The following is a 19,233-nucleotide window of genomic DNA, read 5'->3' on the forward strand; positions in this document are numbered from 1 at the left end:
GGTCCGGGGCGCCCGGGGGCGGGCGGTGCCGGGGCCACCGGGCGGTGCCGGCGGTGGCCCCGGGCGACCCGGTCGTGGTGATCAGGCGGGCGTCAGGCCCGGGTTGCCGGCCTCGGAGACCAGGGACGGCCCCTGGACCAGGGGGGCGCCCGGCCTGGTGACGTAGTCCACCGAGCGGTAGTCGCCGCGCGCCGCCCCGGAGTCGAGGGTGACCTTCACGTATCCGCGCCGCCCGTCGTAGTGCTTCAGGTGCGGGTTGCGCGCCAGGTAGGCGGCGTGGTTCGCCGGCCGGGCCGCGCCGTCGGCGCCGCTGGCGACGGAGGTGGCGACGAACTCCGTCCCCACCGTGCGCGAGTCGGGGTCCGCCGGGTCCCGCTTGATGTCGAGCGCGTACGCGACGTGCACGTCACCGGTGAGCACGACGAGGTTCTCCACGCCCGCCGTCTCGGCGCCGGCGAGGAGGCGCTCGCGTGAGGCCGGATAGCCGTCCCAGGAGTCCATGCTGAGCGTGTCGGAGCCGTCGGGGTTGTTGCGCCGGGCGAAGGTCACCTGCTGCGGCACGACGTTCCACTGCGCGCGCGAGGCCTTCCAGCCGTCGGTCAGCCACCGCTCCTGCTCCATGCCGGGCAGCGTCATCGACTCGGCCGTGGACTCGGGGCTCGGGGACTTCCAGCCGTCGCCGTTGGCCTGATCGGTGCGGTACTGGCGGGTGTCCAGCACATCGAACTGGGCGAGCCGCCCCCAGTGGAGGCGGCGGTGGAGCCGCATGTCCGGTCCGGTCGGCCGCTGGGGCCTGCGCAGTGGCTGGTTCTCCCAGTACGCGCGGTAGGCGGAGGCCCGCCGGACGAGGAACTCCTCCGGCGGCACGTCGTTCTCGGGGGTGCCGCCCGCGTAGTTGTTCTCGGTCTCGTGGTCGTCCCAGGTGACGACGAACGGATGGGCGGCGTGGGCCGCCATCAGGTCGGGGTCCGACTTGTAGAGCGCGTACCGCAGGCGGTAGTCCTCCAGCGTGACGGTCTCCCGGTTGAACAGCGCGGGCAGACGGCGGTCGGTGTACGCGCGCTTGCCGCCGACGGCGGTCACCGCGTACTCGTACAGATAGTCGCCCAGGTGGAAGACGGCGTCGACGTCCTCGCCGGCGAGGTGGGTGTACGGCGTGAAGTAGCCGTCGTGGTACGCCTGGCACGACACGACCGCAAGGCGCATCTCCCCGACGCGCGCGCCGCCCGCCGGCGCGGTACGGGTGCGGCCCACGGGGCTGATCCAGTCCCCGGTGCGGAACCGGTAGTAGTAGGGCCGGTCGGCGTCCAGGCCCTTCACCTCCACGTGCACGGTGTGGTTGAACTCGGGGTGGGCGATCTCGGTGCCGCGCCGCACGACACGGGTGAAGCGCTCGTCGTGGGAGAGCTCCCAGCGCACCGGGACGAGCTTGGCGGGCATGCCGTTGCCGGGCTCGAACAGCTTCGGCGCCAGCCGCGTCCAGAGCAGCACCGAGGAGGGCAGGGGGTCGCCGGAGGCGACACCGGTCGTGAAGGGGTTCTCGGTGATCCGGCGCGGGTCGAGCTCGGCGGCGGCGGCCGTGCCGGCGGCGGGCAGGTTGGTGGCGAACGCGAGGGCCGCGGCTGCGCCGGTGACGGTGAGGAAGCGGCGGCGGTTCAGCCGGCGTGCGGCGGCGAGCAGTTGGGCGTCGTGGTCTCTGTCCGGCGTGGACGGTGACTGCGGTGCCATGAAGTACCCCTCCTGGAAGTCGACGGCTTCCGGACGCGTGCGATCCGGTGCCTCAGGGGAGGGAAGTTGCCCAAGGCGATCACTGGTTGGCGGCGAGACGGCCCGCACATGACGCCCGGCTGAGCAATCGGGGTGTTGTGTCCGCGTCACCACGACCGGGCGCCGTGCCCACGTGCGCCGGGTGCCGCGTCACGGTGCTGCGGGGGAGGGGGGAGAGGGTGCGAGGAGGCCGGCGGCGCGGCAGTGTCGTGGCTGCGGCGGCAGAGCGCGGCGGCGGGCCGCGTCCGGGGAGTGCGACGGTGACGGGGCGCGTCCCGCGTCCGGTGAACCCGCGTCACTCCTTCGGGTGTTGTGTCCGTCCGCCGTGATGCCGCGAGACGCCCCGCGGCCCGCCCCGGCCGCTCGCGACGCCGGGGCCGCTGAGCCATGCGGGTGAACCCGTCACCAGGCACGACCCGCTCCGGGAGGGGACGGCGGAGAGTCGATTCGCATGACCGTGCGGGTCCTCATACCAGAGCGGGACGTTCGGTGGGGAAGTTTGCCAACTGCCTCCCGGGCCCGCTCCGTCCGCGACTACCGTGTGTTGCCGGTGATCAACGGCGAGTCCGCTCCCCCTGCTCCTGCGGACCGCCCGCGCGCGCCCTCGCCCATCCGCACCACGCCGATTCCTGGGGCCCCACGTACCAAGGACGCTGATGTCTCACCTTCGCGCACCCGCCACGCGGCCCGACCGCCGCGAGGGCGGACGACACGGCCGGCCAGGTTCCCGCTCCCTGTCGCCGGCGGGACGGTCGCACGCCTCGCCGCTGCCACCCGAAGCCCGCATACGGCCCCAACTCCTGCGCACCGCCGTGCTGCCGACGGTGGTGGCCGCCCTCTGCGGCGCCGCGGCCGTGGTCTTCGTCCTGCGGGCGGCCTCGCCCGAACCGACGTTCACCCTGTGGGTCGTCCTCCTCGGCACGGCGGCACTCGCCATAGCGGCGGTCGCCGCGGCCGCGGTGGGCGCGGAGCGGACCGCGCGGACCGTCCTCGGACGCGCCTCCGCCCTGCGCCGCACGACCGCCCGCGGACAGGCCGAACTGCGCAGCGTCGTCGACCGGCTCCGCCGCGGCGAAGGTCCCCCGCCGCGGCGCGCCCCGGACACCGGGCCGCGGGGCGGCGACGAGTTCGACCTCCTGACGCAGGAGCTGAGCCGCTCCCAGGACGCGGCCGTCACCGCGGTCGTGCAGGCGTCCCGGCTCTCCAGCAGCGTCGGCAACGAGCAGAAGGTCGAGGTCTTCGTCAACCTCGCCCGCCGTCTCCAGTCCCTCGTGCACCGGGAGATCCAGCTCCTCGACGAGCTGGAGAACGAGGTCGAGGACCCGGAGCTGCTCAAGGGCCTGTTCCACGTCGACCACCTCGCCACCCGGATCAGGCGGCACGCCGAGAACCTCGCCGTCCTCGGCGGCGCCATCTCCCGCCGGCAGTGGTCCAACCCGGTCACCATGACCGAGGTCCTCAGGTCGGCCATCGCCGAGGTCGAGCAGTACCCGCGGGTGAAGCTGGTGCCCCCGATCGACGGCACGCTGCGCGGCCACGCCGTCGCCGACGTGATCCACCTCCTCGCCGAACTCGTCGAGAACGCCACGCTGTTCTCCGCGCCGCACACCCAGGTGCTGCTGCGCGTGCAGCACGTCACGGCGGGACTCGCCGTGGAGGTGGAGGACCGCGGTCTGGGCATGCCCTCCGCGGAACAGGAGAAGATGAACGCCCTGCTCACCGACCCGGACCAGGTGAACGTGGCGCACCTGCTCCAGGACGGCCGCATCGGGCTCTTCGTGGTCTCCGCGCTCGCCCGCCGGCACGGCATCGCGGTGCGCCTCCAGTCCAACATCTACGGGGGAGTCCAGGCCGTCCTCGTCCTGCCGCAGGGCCTGCTCGGAGCGGCCTCCGGCGGCTCGGCCGAGCGGCGGACACCGGCGTCCGCCGCCCCGGAGCGGGAACCGGCGCCCCTCGGGACGGGGCGTGAGCCGGCGCAGGCGGCCCTCGGCCACGAGCCCGCGCAGGTCACCGCGGAGCAACTGCCCGGGCATGCCACCCCCGCGCACGGACCGGCGCACGCGGCCGCCGGCCACGGACCGGCGCACATGACCGCCCGGGAGCCCGTGCCCGCCGCCGCCGAACCCGTGCCTCCCGCCCGTGAACCCGCGCCTATCGGCCTCGCGGACGAGCACGCCCGCCCCGCCCTGCCGGCCCAGCGGGAACAGGAGCGCACCGCCCCCGGCCTCGCCCCGCTCCCCGTGCGCGGCGACCGGGGCGACCGGCCCAACCCCGCCTCCGCACGCCCCGGCGCCACCCGCACACCGTCCCCCGCGTACGACGTCCTGGGGGGTGCGCCCGCCTCCCACGGAAGCGGTGCGCCCGCCGACGGCGGCGAGCCGCCGCGGGCCACGCCCGTGCGCGGCACGATGGGCCGTCCCCAACTGCCGCGCCGCCGCAGCCAGGAGCACCTCGTCCCGCAACTGCGCGACGCCCCGGCGCCGCGTCCCGACGCGGACCCCGCACTGCACGACCCCGGCCTGATGGCCGCCTTCCAGCGCGGGATCGGACTCGCCGAGTCGGCACACCCGGGCGCCCCCGCCCCCGAGGCCGCCGACTCCGGTCCGCACCACCCCCACGACACCACCACCAAGGAGTAGATGACCATGGCGAGCGACATGCCGACCGGTCATGTCTCGGACCTCGACTGGCTGCTCAGCGGTCTCGTCCAGCGCGTGCCGTACACCCGCAACGCGGTGCTGCTCTCCTCCGACGGGCTGGTGAAGTCGGTGCACGGCCTGGACGGCGACAGCGCCGACCACATGGCCGCCCTCGCCTCCGGGCTCTACTCCCTCGGCCGCAGCGCCGGAGCCCGCTTCGGCGACGGGGGCGAGGTACGGCAGGTGGTCGTCGAGCTCGACTCCACCCTGCTCTTCGTCTCCACCGCCGGCTCGGGCACCTGCCTGGCCGTGCTGGCGGGCCGCGAGGCCGACGCCGCCGTCCTCGGCTACGAGATGGCCATGCTGGTCAAGAGCGTGCGCCCCTATCTGGCCACACCGGCGCGCACCCCCGCCGGGGCCCCCGGCGCGCCGGGGCAGTGACGGTGCCCGCGCCCCTGGACGGGCCGTGGCTCGACGACGCGGCCGGGCGGCTGATCCGGCCGTACACGGTCAGCGGTGGCCGTACCCGTCCGACGGCCGCGCTCGACCTGCTCTCCCTGGTGATGGCGACCGGGACCACCCCCCAGACCCATCTCGGTCCGGAGCACGCCCTGGCCCTCGGGCTCTGCCACGGACCGACGTCGGTGGCGGAGATCTCCGCGCATCTGAGGCTTCCGGCCGTCGTGACCAAGGTGCTGCTGTCCGATCTGGTGGACTGCGGCGCCGTCACCGCGCGGGCTCCGCGCACCGCTGACACACCCACGGACCGTTCACTGCTGGAGGCGGTGCTCGATGGCCTGCGACGACGCCTGTGACGACGCCCCCGACCGCCCGCGCGGCGGCGACGGCGTCCGAGACCGCCCGCGGGACCGACCCGGCGACCACGCCCGCGACCGTGGCGGCACCGAGGGCGGGGACCTCTTCCCGACCGCGCTGAAGATCCTGGTGGCCGGCGGCTTCGGAGTGGGGAAGACGACGTTCGTCGGCGCGGTCAGCGAGATCGACCCGCTCAGCACCGAGGAACTCCTCACCCAGGTCAGCGTGGGAACCGACCGCCTCGACGGCATCGAGTCGAAGAGGACGACCACGGTCGCCATGGACTTCGGCCGCATCACGCTCGACGCCAGCCATGTGCTGTACCTCTTCGGCACGCCCGGCCAGGAGCGGTTCTGGTTCATGTGGGACGAGCTGTCCGAGGGCGCGCTCGGCGCGGTCGTGCTCGCCGACACCCGGCGCCTGGAGGAGTCGTTCTCCGCCGTGGACTTCTTCGAGCGGCGCGGCATCGGCTTCGTCGTCGCAGTCAACGAGTTCGACGGCGCCTACCGGTACGACGCCGACGAGGTCCGGGCGGCGATCGACCTCAGGCCGCAGGTGCCGGTCGTGCTGTGCGACGCCCGGATCGCCAGTTCCGGCATCCGGACCCTGGTCACCCTCGTCCAGCACCTGCTCACCACCACACCCGACGTCGTGCCGGGCACGGCACAGAGCCATGGAGCACCGCGATGACGTACGACCCCACCGGCCATCTGCTGCTCACCCCGGTGGACCCGGAGGCGCCCGCCCGGGTGCGGCGGCTGAGCCAACTCGGCTTCGGGGACCGGCCCGACCCGGCGTTCGACGCGTTCGCACAGCGGCTGGCGGAGACGACCGGTGCTCCGTACTCGATGGTCAACTTCATCGACGAGAACCGGCAGTTCTTCGCCGGACTGCACACCCCCGGCGGCGGCGACCTGAACGCGGCCGCCTCCTCCCCCGACGTCGGCCGCTTCATGGCGCGCGACCACGGCTTCTGCCCGCACGTGGTGGTGCGGCGCAAGGCGCTGGTGCTGGAGGACGTCTGCGACTACCCGCGCTTCGCGGGCAACCCCGTCGTCGACGAGATCGGCATCCGCTCCTACCTCGGGGCGCCGCTGATCGATCGCACCGGCATCGCGCTGGGGACGATCTGCGTCGTCGACACCGAACCGAGGCCCTGGGGAAGGGCCGGCCTGGAGACCATCAAGTCGCTCGCCGCGGAGCTGATCGAGCAGATCCACCGCAGGGAGGACGGCACCGTCTGACGGCCCCCGTGCCGCCGCCGGCCACCCGCCGCCGTGCGCGGCGGGTGGCCGGCGGCGGCGTGCGCGCTCCTGCGGACGAGCGCCGGCCGGCGTGCGCGCCCCCGGACAGCCCCCGGGCGGCGCCTGGGACGCGCTCGGCCGCGCCACCGGGGGCGGGGCCCTCAGCCGGCGTGCGCCATCCGCACCACGTCGCCGAGCCGTGCCGACCACTGGCCCTTCTCCTTGCCGAGCGCGACCTCGGCGAGGCGGAGCAGCTGGATGTCGGAGGTGCCCGCGGGGGCGACCATGTGCAGCGCGTCGCGGAGGTACCGCTCCACCGGACGGTCGGTGAAGAGGCCGGCCGCGGCGTGGATCTCCATGGCGCACCGGGCCGAGTCGATCGCCGACTCCACGTTGACCAGCTTGGCGTTCATCAGCTCCGCGTCGCAGGGCAGCCCCTCGTCGAGCAGATGCACCGCGTGGTAGGCGGCCAGCCGCGACGTCATCAGCCGGGACTGCATGGCACCGAGCTTGAGTCTGACCGAGGGCAGTTCGTGCAGCGGCTTGCCGTAGCGCCGGCGCTCCTCGCAGAACCGGATCGTCTCCTCGAGGATCGCGCGGTGGATGCCGAGGGACACCGCGGTGAGGTTGGCCCGCCCGTAGAGCACGCTGGAGGAGTACGCGACGGCCAGCCCGTCGCCCTCGCCGCCCAGCAGGCTGGAGGCGGGGACGCGGCAGTCGTCGAAGTGGAGTTCGCCGAAGCCGAAGCCGTGCAGGCCCATGGTGGGTCTCTGCTCGCCGACGCGGAATCCGGGCCGGTCCGACTCGACGAGGAAGGCCGACAGGCCGTCCGGGCCGGGACCGGTCCTGACCACCACGCCGTGGAGATCGCCGACGTGGCTGTTGCCGACGAAGACCTTCCGGCCGTTGAGGACGTACTCGTCGCCGTCCCGGACGGCGGTGGCCCCCATGCCCAGCACATGGCCGCCGGACTCCGGCTCGGTGACGGCTATGGTCGGCAGGCATGCGCCGGCGGCTATCGAGGGCAGCCAGGCCTTCTTCTGCGCGTCGCTGCCGAAGTGGAGGATCTTGGCGACGCCGAGCTGGGACGCCTGGACCATCGCCCCCATGGCACCGCTCACCCGGGACAGTTCCTCGATGACGATGGTCTTGGCGAGATGGCCCAGGCCCGCCCCGCCGTACTCCTCGCCGATGGTCACCCCGAGCCAGCCCTGGCGCGCGATGTGACGGGACACCTCCCGGTCCACCGTCCGGGCCGCCTCCATGGCCGGAACGCGCGGTCGCACCTCGCGCTCGGCGAACTCCCTCACCTGATCGCGCAGCCGGTGGTGCCTCCGGCCGGCGAAGTATCCGTCCATCGCGAGCTCCCCTCCGCGAACGGCTGCTCGCGCGTCTGCGCCAGCAGATGGTGCACCGGCGGCGGCTCCGTCCGGGACGGGCCGGCCGCCTCAGCCTGCGGACCCGTCCCGACCGGAACAACACAGAGACGGACATTGGCTGATATGAGGGGCCTTGACATGTGATGCGGATGATGTTCGCCGTGGTGCGGAAGCGCCCCTCGATGTCCCGGGTCACGGTTAATCCGACCCTTCCCCCTGAAGGTGCCGCTGCCACATCCCGCGGGCGCGGAGTTCCCCGGCACTGGCGAGAACCGCTCTCCCCGCGAGCGCGCGAGCCCCCGTGGCGGCCTCGCGCGCCCATCGGGCGAATCGATTCATCGCCGGTTGGGACCGAAAGTCACCGTTCAGGAGCGGGAAAGGACCGCAGACACCCGCGCACGGTGGCGAGGTGCGGAGCGCGAGTAGCTCGACCCAGAGGGGGTGCGCGCGCCCCGGCGCGCCGATGCCAGCCGCGCGCTCCCTGTGGAGCCCGCGGTGGGACCCTCCCGGGCGGGGGCCGCCCCGGCACGGCGGGGGTGGTCCGCGCCGGCAGGGGCGTGCCGGCAGAGGCGTGCCCGCGCCGGCATGCCTGCACGGGCATGCCTGCACGGGTACGCCTCCACGGGCATGCCTGCACGGGCATGCCTGCACGGGCATGCCTGCACGGGCATGCCTGCACGGGCACGCCTGCACGGGCACGCCTCCACGGGCGCGCCGAGGTCCGCTCCCGTACCGGGACGTGCCCCGGGTCCGCTCCCGTACCGGGATGTGACGTCGCCGTACCGGGACCCGGGTACGGCGACGTCACGGAGATGAGTACGCGACCTCAGGCCGGGCCGCGCCCGGCCGCCGAGGATGAAGGCCAGCACCGCCGACCTCTGGAGACCGTCCCGTGCTCAGCCGCCTCGCCGACATCCTGGTTCCCGCCTTCGGCCGACTCTCGGTCACCACCCACCCCGGCCTCGACCTGGCACCGGGGAGCATCTTCGCCGCCAACCACACCTCGCTCGCCGACCCCGCCGTCGTGGTCGCCGCCCTGCACCGCCTCGGCGTCGAACCGGTCGTCATGGCCACCGCCGGCCTGTGGCGGGTGCCCGTCCTCGGGCGCTGCCTCACCCGCGAAGGCCACATCCCCGTGCACCGCGGCGACCGGCGTGCGGCGGCCGCCCTCGACCTGGCCGCCCGCGCCCTCGGAGAGGGGCGGCACCTGCTCATCTACGCCGAGGGCGGACTGCCCCGCCGCAGGGATGCCGCGGAAGCGCCCCCCGGCGACTTCCGGACCGGTCTCGCCCGGCTCGCGGAGCGCACCGGCGCGCCCGTGGTCCCGGTCGGCCAGGCCGGCGCCCGCCGCGTCACCTCGGGCGGCACCGTGAAGCAGCTCGCGGGCCTGGCCACGGCACCGCTGCGCCGTCCCGGCCTCCACGTCCACGTCGGCGCCCCGATCCGGCCCACCGGCGACAGCGCGGCACGCACCGTCCTGGCCCGTACCGCCGTCACCCGGGCCTGGCGCACCGCGGCGGCTCACCTCGACGAGCCCGCGGCCCTCGCCGCGTAGCAGCCCCGCTCCAGCCGGGGGATGCGCACCCCGCGTCCCGGCGCCGGCCGCCGGGACGCGGAGCGCCCCGGCGTGCGAGGCGACTGAGCGCCGGGCTTGACCCTCACGCCGCGTGAGGCCGGAGGGTGGCGTGCATGAGCGACCACTACAACGCGTTCGAGATCAGTCCCGTCCCCGCCCCCGGTCCGGACGCCGTGCCGCCGGAGCCGTTCCACGGCATCTACGGCATGCCCGCCTTCGTGACGATCCCCACGGACGACCTCGCGGCCTCGGCGGAGTTCTGGGTGCGCGGACTCGGGTTCTTCGAGCTGTTCGCCATCCCCGGCACGCTGGTGCACCTGCGCCGCTGGGCGTTCCAGGACGTGCTCCTCGTCGCGGCGCCCGGTGTGCTGGACGAGGCCCCGGCGATGAGTCTCAGCATCGCCTGCGTGCTCGACCAGGTCGACTCCCTCGTGGAGTCGTGCCGTGCCCTGCGCCCGGACTGTGTCGAGGGCCCCCGCGACACGTACTGGAACACCCGGGACGTCACCGTGATCACCCCCGAGAAGGCGCGGATCGTCCTCACCGCGGCGAAGCCCTTCGACCCGGCCGGTCAGGAGGCACGGAACCTGGCGGCCATCGGCATCACCGGACCGGACGACACCCCCGGCGGACCGGGCACACCCGACACCCCCGGCGACAATGCGGAACATGCCTGACACCTCCGACTCCGGCGGCCTGACCGTCGGCCGGGCCGCGAAGCTGCTGGGAGTGACGGTCCGCACCCTGCACCACTGGGACGGGATCGGCCTCGCCCGTCCGTCGCTGCGCACGGCCGCCGGATACCGCCTCTACACCGCGGCCGACACCGTGCGGCTGCACCGCGTCGTCGTCTACCGCGAGCTCGGACTCGACCTGGAGTCGATCCGGGCCGTGCTGGACGACGCGACCGCGGACGTCCCCGCGGCCCTCCGGGCACAGCGCGCCGAGATCACCGAGCGGATCGAACGCCTCCGGCGGCTCGGCACCGGACTGGACCGGATGATCGAGGCACAGGAGCGCGGGATGCTGCTGACCGCCGAGCAGCAGGCGCAGATCTTCGGTCCCGACTGGGACCCGGAGGGGCCCGTGAAGGCCCGTCGGCTCTACGGCGACACGGAGCAGTGGCGGCAGTACGCCGAGCGCGCGGCCACCCGCGGCCCGAAGGAGTGGCAGGCCGTGGCCGACCGGGCGGCCCGCCTCGACCACGCGCTCGGGGAGGCGATGGACGCCGGGGTGGAGCCCGGCGGCCCGGAGGCGGAGCGACTGGTCGAGCGGCACCGGGAGGTCTTCTCCGCGTACTTCCCCCTCACCCGGGAGATGCAGGTCTGTCTCGGCCGCATGTACGAGGACGATCCGGGCTTCGCCGCCCACTACGACGGCGTCCGCCCCGGCCTCGCCGGCTGGTTCCGCCGCCTCGTGGACGCGAGCGCACGCGCCCACGGCATCGACCCCGACACCGCGGAGTGGCGGTAGCGCGAGACACGCCGGGCCGTCGGGCGGGCGGGGCGCCGGGCATCCGTCCGGCGCGGACGGCCGCTCCCCGGGAGCCGTGCCGCGCCGCACCGGCGCGCGTCACGCGCGCTCGCCGGCGCCGCGCACTACCGTCGCCCCATGGTCACCGCCGACGACGTCCGCAGGATCGCGCTCTCGCTGCCGCACGCCCAGGAGAAGATCGCCTGGGGCATGCCCACCTTCCGGCTGGAGGCACGCGGCCGGATCTTCGCCTCCCTCGACGACGAGGACCGCGTCATGGGCGTCAAGTGCCCCCGCGAGGACCGTGCCGCGCTGATCGCCTCCGAGCCCGGCAAGTTCTTCCTCCGCGAAGGGCACGACGACAACTACGCCTGGCTGCGCGTCAATCTCGCCGCCCTGGACGACGAGGCCGAACTCCGCGCCGTCCTGGAGGACTCGTGGCGTCAGGCCGCCCCGGCCCGCCTCCGCGCCGCGCACCCGGAACTGGGGGTGCGGGACGACGGGTGAGGCGCCGCGGGGCCCCGGCGCGCGGGACGGCCCCGGGAGGCGGACCCGGCCCGGTGCCGCCTCCCGGGGCCACCGGGCCGGTCAACTCGGCCGGGCGAAGGCCGTGATGCTCGACCGCAGCGAGCGGGCGTCCAGGCCGTGGGCCGCGATGTGCTCCTCCATCCGCCCGTACCGGCGCAGTTCGCGCCGGGCCACCCCGAGCCCCAGGACCCGGTGCGGCACGTCGGACAGCGCGTCGTTCGCCGCGGCGGTCGAGGTCCCGGCCAGGTACGGCTCCACGAGCACCACGTCCGCGGCCCGGCCGCCGTCGCCGACCGCGGCCCGCAGTCCGCGTGCGTCGAAGGGGCGCACCGTCGCGGCGTACAGGACGGTGGCGTCCAGACCCTCCGTCGCCGCCAGGACGTCGTCCAGGACGGGACCCACCGCGACGACGACCGGCCCCCGGGCCCCCTCGCGGACGGTCGTGAAGCCCGCGCCCGCCGCCGCGGACGGCCGGGCGGCGGCGTTCGACTGGAGGGACAGCCGGAGGTACACCCGGTCGTCCCCGGCGGAGGCGCTCCGCAGCAGCGCCTCCGCCTCGTCGGGGTGTCCCGGGACGTGGACGGTCCAGCCGTCCAGGGTGTCCAGCAGGGCGACGTCCCCGGGCGCCATGTGCGTGAAGCCGCCCGCCGGCCAGTCGTAGGAGGCGCCCGCGCCGACCAGTACCGCCCCCGCTCCCTGGTGCCCGAGGTCGAGCTTCACCTGCTCGAAGGGGCGCTCGACGAGGAAGGCGGAGAAGGTGTGCACGATCGGCCGTATCCCGGTCAGCGCGAGGCCCGCGCCCGTGCCGATCAGCAGCTGCTCCCGGATGCCGACGTTGATCGCGCGGTCCGGATGGCGTTCCAGCGCGGGGGCGAACCCGTCCCGGCTGATCTCGGCGAGGACGAGGGCCAGCCTGGGGTCCTCGTCCAGGAGGCGGGTGGTGGTGGAGATGAATCGGTCTCGCATCGTGTCCATCGTGCGACGCTCCCGTCGGTTCGGTTCGGTTCGGTTCGGTTCGGCCGGCTCGGCCGGGTGGTGCGGTGCGGGTGGCGGCCGGGCGCTCCGGCGTGTGCCGCGCTGCGGCGCGGGTGGTGGTCGGAGGCGGGGTGCGGTCAGGCGTTCTTGGGCTCGACGCGGGCGACGACCGCCAGCGGACGCCCCGGGTGGGGAGCGGTGTACGCGGCGTGCAGGGCGGCGTGGTCGCGCCCGTCGACGGTCTCCACGGACCAGCCGGCCGCCTCGAACCGGGCGGCGATGCCGCCGGGCCTCGCGTGGCTCGCCGACGAGTTGTCGACGACCAGGACGTGCAGGGTGTCGAGGCCCGTGCCGCCGGCGAAGGCGATGGCCTCGTGGTTGCTGCCCTCGTCGAGCTCGGCGTCGCCGACGAGCACCCACACCCGCGGGTCGGTCAGGCCCTGGGCCCGCAGCCCCAGCGCCGTGCCGACGGCGAGCGGCAGCCCGTGCCCGAGCGATCCGCTGCCGATCTCGACGCCCGGCACCAGGGTGCGGTCCGGGTGGTGGCCGAGCGGTGAGGCGTAGGAGCCGAAGCCGGGCAGCCACTCCTCGGGGACGAAGCCCTTGGCGGCGAGCACCGCGTAGTACGCCATCGGACCGTGCCCCTTCGACAGCAGGAACCGGTCCCGGCCGGGGGCCTCGGCGGTCTCCGGGGTCACCCGCAGGACCCGGTCGTAGAGCACCCAGAGGGCGTCGAGCGTGGAGGTGGCGGCGGGGCCGTGCTTCTCGGCCCCGGTCATCAGGGCCATCAGGCGCCGGAGGTCGCGACGGGCGGCGGCGGGCGTGAGCTCTGTGGTGGTCATGGACACCACGCTGCAATCTCAAGTGGACTTGAGGTCAAGCGCCGGACGCCGGGTCTGGACGCGCCAAACGTGTTCGTGACCACGGGTGAGAGTGCGGTATTGTTCTCATGCGCGTTCGGCCAGGGGGAAACCCCAGGTCACGGGCATCGGGACGTGGCGCAGCTTGGTAGCGCACTTGACTGGGGGTCAAGGGGTCGCAGGTTCAAATCCTGTCGTCCCGACGAGAGGTTCGCCTCGTCGTCGCAGGTCGAGGGGCCGCTTCGGAGAAATCCGGAGCGGCCCCTCGGTCGTTCTCCGTACGACGTCTCCTCTCCGCGGGCCGTGACGGCCTGCCCGGCCGCCTTCCGCCCCGGCCCGGAACCGCTGCGGCGCGCGGATTCCAGTCCCTTCGAGTGTTGCGTGAACCTCACTGGTAGGTGCTGTTCAAGGCGAGCCCCCGGCCGCCAAGCTGATCGTTGCGCCCGGGGCCGTGGCGGGCGCGCCATCTGATCGGGTGCAAGAACGCCGTCCTGGGCCGCAACGCGAACGGAGAACGCTTGTGATCGTCGGAGTCCTCAAAGAGGCGAGGCCAGGTGAGAGCCGGGCGTCGGCCACACCGGCCACGGTCGGACAGATCCGCAAACTGGGCTACGAGGTCGTCGTGGACCCGGGTGCGGGCGTCGCGGCAGGCTTCACCGACAGCGCCTACGAGACGGCCGGTGCCACCATCGGGGACGCGGCCGCCGCGGACGTGGTGCTCGGGGTCAACGCCCCCGCCGCGTCGCAGCTGGACCGGGTGCGGCCGGAGGCCACGGTGATCGCGCTGTTCGCGCCGGCCTTCGACCCGGCGATGGTCGAGGAACTGGGCCGCCGCCCGTTCACCGCGCTGTCCATGGACGCCGTGCCGCGCATCAGCCGCGCGCAGTCCATGGACGTGCTCTCGTCCATGGCCAACATCGCCGGCTACCGGGCCGTCATCGAGGCGGCGCACGAGTTCGGGCGCTTCTTCACCGGCCAGGTGACGGCCGCCGGCAAGGTGCCCCCGGCCACGGTCCTCGTCGCGGGCGCCGGCGTCGCCGGTCTCGCGGCGATCGGCGCGGCCGGCTCGCTCGGCGCGATCGTGCGGGCCACCGACCCGCGGCCCGAGGTGGCCGACCAGGTCCGCTCCCTGGGCGGCGAGTACCTGTCCATCGAGTCCCCCGAGGTCGAGGTCTCCGCGACCGGCTACGCCAAGGAGATGGGCGACGACTACAAGGCGCGCGAGGTCGAGCTGTACGCCGCCCAGTGCCGCGAGGCCGACATCGTCGTCACCACCGCGCTGATCCCGGGGCGCCCCGCGCCGACGCTCATCACCGCGGAGATGGTGGCGAGCATGAAGCCCGGCTCGGTGATCGTCGACATGGCGGCCGCGAACGGCGGCAACGTCGAGGGCACCGTGAAGGGCGAGAGGACCGTCACGGAGAACGGCGTGACCATCATCGGGTACACCGATCTGGCGGGTCGGCTGCCGGCGCAGGCCTCCCAGATGTACGGCACGAACCTGGTGAACCTGCTGAAGCTGATGACGCCGGACAAGGACGCCCGCCTCGTCCTCGACTGGGACGACCCGGTGCAGCGTTCGATCACCGTCGTGCGCAAGGGCGAGTCGGCCTGGCCGCCCCCGCCCGTGCAGGTGTCGGCGGCCCCGGCCCCGGCGGCCGCGGCGCCCGCGAAGGAGCCGGTGCCCGTGAAGGCGCCGATGACGGCGAAGCAGCGGTTCGGCGGAGTGGCCCTCGGCGCCCTCGCGCTGTTCCTCGCCGCCGCGTTCGCGCCGGCGGCGCTGCTGCCCCATGTGACGGTCTTCGTGCTGGCGATCGTGATCGGCTACTACGTGATCGGCCACGTCCACCACGCCCTGCACACACCGCTGATGTCGGTGACGAACGCGATCTCCGGGATCATCGTCGTCGGCGCCGTCCTGCAGATCGGCCACACGAGCACGGCGGTCACGGTGCTGTCGGCCGTGGCGATCCTCCTGGCCAGTATCAACGTCTTCGGCGGCTTCGCGGTGACGCGTCGCATGCTCGCCATGTTCAACCGGAGCTGACATGTCTGCGACCATCGCCGCCCAGGCGGCCTACCTCGTTGCCGCGCTGCTGTTCATCCTCGCGCTGGCAGGACTCTCCAAGCACGAATCGGCCCGGCTCGGCAACGCCTTCGGCATGCTCGGCATGGGCGTGGCGCTCGTCGCCTCGGTCGTGCTCGCGATCGACGGCGACGTCAGCGGCGCCGGCCTCGGCCTGATGGCCGCCGCGATGCTCACCGGCGCGCTGATCGGCCTCCAGCGGGCCCGCGGCGTCGAGATGACCGGCATGCCCGAGCTGATCGCGCTGCTGCACTCCTTCGTCGGTCTGGCCGCCGTCCTGGTCAGCTGGAACGGCTACCTCAACGTCGAGCACGACCCCGACGGCCACGAGGCCCGCGCCCTGGACGCGCTCGGTACGCTCGGCATCCACCACGCCGAGGTCTTCATCGGCCTGTTCATCGGCGCGGTGACGTTCACCGGCTCCATCGTGGCGTACCTCAAGCTCGCCGCGAAGATCGACTCCAAGCCGCTGATGCTGCCGGGCAAGAACGCTCTGAATCTCGGCGCACTGGCCCTGTTCATCGCCCTGACGGTGTGGTTCGTGATCACGCCGGACCTGTGGCTGCTGATCACCGTGACCGTCGTCGCGCTCGCCCTGGGCTGGCACCTGGTGGCCTCCATCGGCGGCGGCGACATGCCCGTCGTGGTCTCCATGCTCAACAGCTACTCCGGCTGGGCCGCCGCCGCGTCGGGCTTCCTGCTCGGCAACGACCTGCTGATCGTGACCGGCGCGCTCGTCGGCTCGTCCGGCGCCTACCTGTCCTACATCATGTGCAAGGCGATGAACCGCTCCTTCCTCTCCGTCATCGCCGGCGGCTTCGGGATCGAGGCGCCGTCCTCCTCGGACGTCGACTACGGCGAGCACACCGAGATCACCGCCGAGAGCGCCGCCGAACTCCTCGGCTCGGCCCGGTCCGTGGTCATCACGCCGGGCTACGGCATGGCCGTGGCGCAGGCGCAGTACCCGGTCGCCGAACTCACCTCGAAGCTGCGTGCGAGGGGCGTCGACGTGCGGTTCGGCATCCACCCGGTCGCCGGCCGCCTCCCCGGCCACATGAACGTGCTCCTCGCCGAGGCCAAGGTGCCGTACGACATCGTCCTGGAGATGGACGAGGTCAACGACGACTTCGCGGCGACCGACGTCGTCCTCGTGATCGGCGCCAACGACACGGTCAACCCGGCCGGGGCCGAGGACCCCTCCAGCCCCATCGCCGGCATGCCGGTGCTCACCGTCTGGGAGGCCGGCAAGGTCATCGTCTTCAAGCGCTCCATGGCCTCCGGATACGCGGGCGTGCAGAACCCGCTCTTCTTCCGTGAGAACACCTCGATGCTCTTCGGCGACGCGAAGGCGCGTGTCGAGGACATCGTCGGCGCGCTCTGACGGACGCCGTCACGCACAGGGCCTCCCGGCCCGACGGGGACGAGAATTCCAGCGAATTCCCCGCCGCCGGGAGGCCCCGTGCATTCCCTGATGCGGTATTCCCTGCGTGTTCTCACGGCCGCGCCCCGCACGGTGCGCGACCATACGGACGCCGACACAGGCCCGATCGCCCTGCGCCGAACGAGGCGGACCGTGACCGGACCGGCCGAGAACAGCAGGAAAACCGAGACAGGAAGAAGGACGGACGTGCCCGGCAGTGAGAGCGAGAACCCGGTAATCCCCGCCCCGTCCCGTGCGACGACCCGGCCCCAGACCAATCAGGACTGGTGGCCCAACCAGCTTGACCTGCAGGTCCTCCACCAGCATTCGGCCCGGGCCAATCCGATGCCGGCCGACTTCTCCTACGCCGCGGAATTCGCGGATCTCGACGTCGACGCCCTGAAGAGGGACGTCTTCGCGGTCATGACCGATTCGCAGGACTGGTGGCCCGCGGACTACGGCCACTACGGCCCGCTCTTCATCCGCATGAGCTGGCACGCGGCGGGCACGTACCGCATCGAGGACGGCCGGGGCGGCGGCGGAAGCGGCGCCCAGCGATTCGCTCCGCTCAACAGCTGGCCCGACAATGCCAGCCTCGACAAGGCGCGCCGTCTGCTCTGGCCGGTGAAGCAGAAATACGGCCGGAAGATCTCCTGGGCCGACCTTCTCGTCTTCGCGGGCAACTGCGCCCTGGAATCCATGGGGTTCAAGACCTTCGGATTCGGTTTCGGGCGCGAGGACATCTGGGAGCCCGAGGAGATCTTCTGGGGCCCCGAGGACACCTGGCTCGGCGACGAGCGCTACAGCGGCGACCGGGAGCTCTCCGGGCCGCTGGGCGCCGTGCAGATGGGCCTCATCTACGTGAACCCGGAGGGCCCCAACGGCAACCCGGACCCGCTCGCGGCCGCCCGCGACATCCGCGAGACGTTCCGGCGGATGGCGATGAACGACGAGGAGACCGCGGCCCTCATCATCGGCGGCCACACCTTCGGCAAGTGCCACGGCGCGGTGGACCCCCAGTACATCGGCCCGGAGCCGGAGGCCTGCCCCGTCGAGGCGCAGGGGATCGGCTGGAAGAACGCGCACGGCAGCGGCGTCGGCGCCGACGCCCTCACCAGCGGGCTGGAGGGCGCCTGGACCACGGCGCCCACCGCCTGGGACAACGGCTACCTGGACAACCTCTTCGGCTACGACTGGGAACTGACCACCAGTCCGGCCGGCGCACAGCAGTGGACCCCCACGGACGCCTCGGCGCAGGGGACGGTGCCCGACGCCCACGACCCGTCCAGGAGCCACGCCCCGATGATGCTGACGACCGACCTCGCGCTGAAGGCGGACCCGGTCTACGCCCCGATCGCCAAGCGCTTCCACGAGAACCCGGCCGAGCTCGCGGACGCGTTCGCCCGGGCCTGGTACAAGCTGCTCCACCGTGACATGGGGCCGCTCGCGCGGTACCTCGGCCCGTGGGTGCCCGAGCCGCAGCCGTGGCAGGACCCCGTGCCGGCCGCCGGCCACGAGACCGTCGGGGACGACGACGTCGCCGCGCTCAAGCGCACGATCCTCGACTCGGGGCTCTCCGTCTCCCAGCTCGTCTCCACCGCCTGGGCCTCGGCGGCCAGCTTCCGCGGCACCGACAAGCGGGGCGGCGCGAACGGCGCCCGCATCCGGCTCGCCCCGCAGCGGGGCTGGGAGTCCAACGACCTGCCGGGACTCGCGGAGGTGCTGCGCACCTACGAGCGGATCCAGCAGGAGTTCGACGCGGCGCAGTCCGGCGGGAAGCGGATCTCGCTCGCCGACCTGATCGTGCTCGGCGGCTGCGCGGGCGTCGAGCGCGCGGCGAAGGCCGCCGGCCACGACGTCACCGTGCCGTTCGCGCCGGGGCGGACGGACGCCTCGCAGGAGCAGACCGACGTGGAGTCGTTCGCCGTCCTGGAGCCGCGCGCGGACGGCTTCCGCAACTACCTGCGCGCCGGCGAGAAGCTGGAGCCGGAGACCCTGCTGCTCGACCGCGCCAACCTGCTGACGCTCAGCGCACCCGAGATGACCGTGCTGGTCGGCGGTATGCGGGTGCTGGGGACCAACGCGGGGGAGACCGCGCACGGCGTCTTCACCCGGCGCCCCGGGACGCTCGGCAACGACTTCTTCGTCAACCTGCTCGACCAGGGCACCGAGTGGAAGGTGTCCGGCACGGAGAACGTCTACGAGGGGCGCAGCCGGGCCACCGGCGAGCTCGTGTGGACCGCGACCGCCGTGGACCTCGTCTTCGGCTCGCACTCCCAGCTCCGCGCGCTCGCCGAGGTCTACGCCTGCCAGGACGCGGAGGAGGGCTTCGTCCGCGACTTCGTGGCCGCCTGGGACAAGGTGATGAACCTCGACCGGTTCGACCTCGCCTGAGCGAGGGGGTCCGCCGTTCCCGTCGGGACGGGCGCCGACGGGGACGGCGCCCGCCGCCCGGCCCGGACGGCGGACC

16 protein-coding genes and 1 tRNA gene are annotated in these 19,233 nt (G+C 73.5%); 13 read left to right on the top strand and 4 right to left on the bottom strand.

The features are described 5' to 3' along the window. Positions 1-81: 81 nt before the first annotated feature. A complete protein-coding gene (locus tag IAG43_RS28500; RefSeq protein WP_187743539.1) occupies positions 82-1,728 on the bottom strand; it encodes an alkaline phosphatase D family protein in 1,647 nt (548 codons plus the stop codon). Between the two features lie 695 nt (positions 1,729-2,423). On the opposite strand from IAG43_RS28500, the gene IAG43_RS28505 reads away from it, so the two are divergent. Genes IAG43_RS28505 through IAG43_RS28525 form a run of 5 tightly spaced genes read left to right on the top strand, consistent with a single transcriptional unit; the run spans position 2,424 to position 6,466 of the window. After that, positions 2,424-4,406: a sensor histidine kinase gene (locus IAG43_RS28505; protein ID WP_187743540.1), complete on the top strand. Its 1,983-nt coding sequence runs from the start codon at positions 2,424-2,426 to the stop codon at positions 4,404-4,406. Positions 4,407-4,412: 6 nt separating this feature from the next. Next, positions 4,413-4,847 carry a roadblock/LC7 domain-containing protein gene (locus tag IAG43_RS28510; RefSeq protein WP_187743541.1) on the top strand — a complete coding sequence of 145 codons (435 nt, stop codon included), beginning with the start codon at positions 4,413-4,415 and terminating at the stop codon, positions 4,845-4,847. A gap of 2 nt (positions 4,848-4,849) precedes the next feature. Next, entirely contained in the window at positions 4,850-5,221 is a 372-nt protein-coding gene (locus IAG43_RS28515) for a DUF742 domain-containing protein (RefSeq protein WP_187743542.1), read from the top strand. Then, positions 5,199-5,912, top strand: coding sequence for a GTP-binding protein (locus IAG43_RS28520; RefSeq protein WP_246574601.1), 714 nt, complete (start codon positions 5,199-5,201; stop codon positions 5,910-5,912). The genes IAG43_RS28515 and IAG43_RS28520 overlap by 23 nt, the downstream gene beginning before the upstream one ends. Then, a complete protein-coding gene (locus IAG43_RS28525) occupies positions 5,909-6,466 on the top strand; it encodes a GAF domain-containing protein (protein WP_187743543.1) in 558 nt (185 codons plus the stop codon). The genes IAG43_RS28520 and IAG43_RS28525 overlap by 4 nt, the downstream gene beginning before the upstream one ends. A gap of 161 nt (positions 6,467-6,627) precedes the next feature. On the opposite strand, the gene IAG43_RS28530 is transcribed toward IAG43_RS28525, so the two are convergent. Further along, positions 6,628-7,824: an acyl-CoA dehydrogenase family protein gene (locus IAG43_RS28530; protein ID WP_187743544.1), complete on the bottom strand. Its 1,197-nt coding sequence runs from the start codon at positions 7,822-7,824 to the stop codon at positions 6,628-6,630. A gap of 913 nt (positions 7,825-8,737) precedes the next feature. Here IAG43_RS28530 and IAG43_RS28535 point away from each other — a divergent pair. The 4 genes from IAG43_RS28535 (at position 8,738) to IAG43_RS28550 (ending at position 11,401) form a co-directional block, all read left to right on the top strand. Next, on the top strand, positions 8,738-9,400 hold the full coding sequence (locus IAG43_RS28535; protein WP_187743545.1) for a lysophospholipid acyltransferase family protein: 663 nt from the start codon (positions 8,738-8,740) through the stop codon (positions 9,398-9,400). Positions 9,401-9,534: 134 nt separating this feature from the next. Beyond that, on the top strand, positions 9,535-10,098 hold the full coding sequence (locus IAG43_RS28540; RefSeq protein ID WP_246574602.1) for a VOC family protein: 564 nt from the start codon (positions 9,535-9,537) through the stop codon (positions 10,096-10,098). Then, positions 10,091-10,894: a MerR family transcriptional regulator gene (locus IAG43_RS28545; protein WP_187743547.1), complete on the top strand. Its 804-nt coding sequence runs from the start codon at positions 10,091-10,093 to the stop codon at positions 10,892-10,894. The genes IAG43_RS28540 and IAG43_RS28545 overlap by 8 nt, the downstream gene beginning before the upstream one ends. A 138-nt stretch (positions 10,895-11,032) precedes the next feature. Then, positions 11,033-11,401, top strand: coding sequence for an MmcQ/YjbR family DNA-binding protein (locus IAG43_RS28550; protein WP_187743548.1), 369 nt, complete (start codon positions 11,033-11,035; stop codon positions 11,399-11,401). An 81-nt stretch (positions 11,402-11,482) separates the two neighbouring features. Here the strand turns inward: IAG43_RS28550 and IAG43_RS28555 are convergent, their stop codons facing one another. Continuing rightward, on the bottom strand, positions 11,483-12,397 hold the full coding sequence (locus IAG43_RS28555) for a transketolase family protein (protein ID WP_187743549.1): 915 nt from the start codon (positions 12,395-12,397) through the stop codon (positions 11,483-11,485). A 137-nt stretch (positions 12,398-12,534) separates the two neighbouring features. Continuing rightward, positions 12,535-13,239, bottom strand: a complete 705-nt coding sequence (locus tag IAG43_RS28560; RefSeq protein WP_187743550.1) for a thiamine pyrophosphate-dependent enzyme — start codon at positions 13,237-13,239, stop codon at positions 12,535-12,537. 147 nt (positions 13,240-13,386) lie between these two features. Between IAG43_RS28560 and IAG43_RS28565 the strand changes: the two genes are divergently transcribed. The 4 genes from IAG43_RS28565 to katG all read left to right on the top strand — a co-directional run bounded on the left by IAG43_RS28565 (position 13,387) and on the right by katG (position 19,157). Then, a tRNA-Pro gene (locus IAG43_RS28565) sits at positions 13,387-13,460 on the top strand. A gap of 317 nt (positions 13,461-13,777) precedes the next feature. After that, positions 13,778-15,304: a Re/Si-specific NAD(P)(+) transhydrogenase subunit alpha gene (locus IAG43_RS28570; RefSeq protein WP_187743551.1), complete on the top strand. Its 1,527-nt coding sequence runs from the start codon at positions 13,778-13,780 to the stop codon at positions 15,302-15,304. Between the two features lies 1 nt (position 15,305). Then, complete coding sequence (gene pntB, locus IAG43_RS28575; protein ID WP_187743552.1) at positions 15,306-16,724, top strand: Re/Si-specific NAD(P)(+) transhydrogenase subunit beta; 1,419 nt, start codon at positions 15,306-15,308, stop codon at positions 16,722-16,724. A 246-nt stretch (positions 16,725-16,970) separates the two neighbouring features. Continuing rightward, positions 16,971-19,157: a catalase/peroxidase HPI gene (katG, locus tag IAG43_RS28580; protein ID WP_187743553.1), complete on the top strand. Its 2,187-nt coding sequence runs from the start codon at positions 16,971-16,973 to the stop codon at positions 19,155-19,157. The last annotated feature ends 76 nt before the right edge of the window (positions 19,158-19,233 follow it).

It is taken from the genome of Streptomyces genisteinicus (genome assembly GCF_014489615.1).
GTDB classification, from domain to species: domain Bacteria; phylum Actinomycetota; class Actinomycetes; order Streptomycetales; family Streptomycetaceae; genus Streptomyces; species Streptomyces genisteinicus.

Coding starts and splice junctions, on each gene's coding strand:
- IAG43_RS28500 (WP_187743539.1), bottom strand. CDS start 1,728: ATGGCACCGCAGTCACCGTCCACGCCGGACAGAGACCACGACGCCCAA.
- IAG43_RS28505 (WP_187743540.1), top strand. CDS start 2,424: ATGTCTCACCTTCGCGCACCCGCCACGCGGCCCGACCGCCGCGAGGGC.
- IAG43_RS28560 (WP_187743550.1), bottom strand. CDS start 13,239: ATGACCACCACAGAGCTCACGCCCGCCGCCGCCCGTCGCGACCTCCGG.
- IAG43_RS28530 (WP_187743544.1), bottom strand. CDS start 7,824: ATGGACGGATACTTCGCCGGCCGGAGGCACCACCGGCTGCGCGATCAG.
- IAG43_RS28555 (WP_187743549.1), bottom strand. CDS start 12,397: ATGGACACGATGCGAGACCGATTCATCTCCACCACCACCCGCCTCCTG.
- IAG43_RS28545 (WP_187743547.1), top strand. CDS start 10,091: ATGCCTGACACCTCCGACTCCGGCGGCCTGACCGTCGGCCGGGCCGCG.
- IAG43_RS28510 (WP_187743541.1), top strand. CDS start 4,413: ATGGCGAGCGACATGCCGACCGGTCATGTCTCGGACCTCGACTGGCTG.
- IAG43_RS28525 (WP_187743543.1), top strand. CDS start 5,909: ATGACGTACGACCCCACCGGCCATCTGCTGCTCACCCCGGTGGACCCG.
- pntB (WP_187743552.1), top strand. CDS start 15,306: ATGTCTGCGACCATCGCCGCCCAGGCGGCCTACCTCGTTGCCGCGCTG.
- IAG43_RS28520 (WP_246574601.1), top strand. CDS start 5,199: ATGGCCTGCGACGACGCCTGTGACGACGCCCCCGACCGCCCGCGCGGC.
- IAG43_RS28550 (WP_187743548.1), top strand. CDS start 11,033: ATGGTCACCGCCGACGACGTCCGCAGGATCGCGCTCTCGCTGCCGCAC.
- IAG43_RS28540 (WP_246574602.1), top strand. CDS start 9,535: ATGAGCGACCACTACAACGCGTTCGAGATCAGTCCCGTCCCCGCCCCC.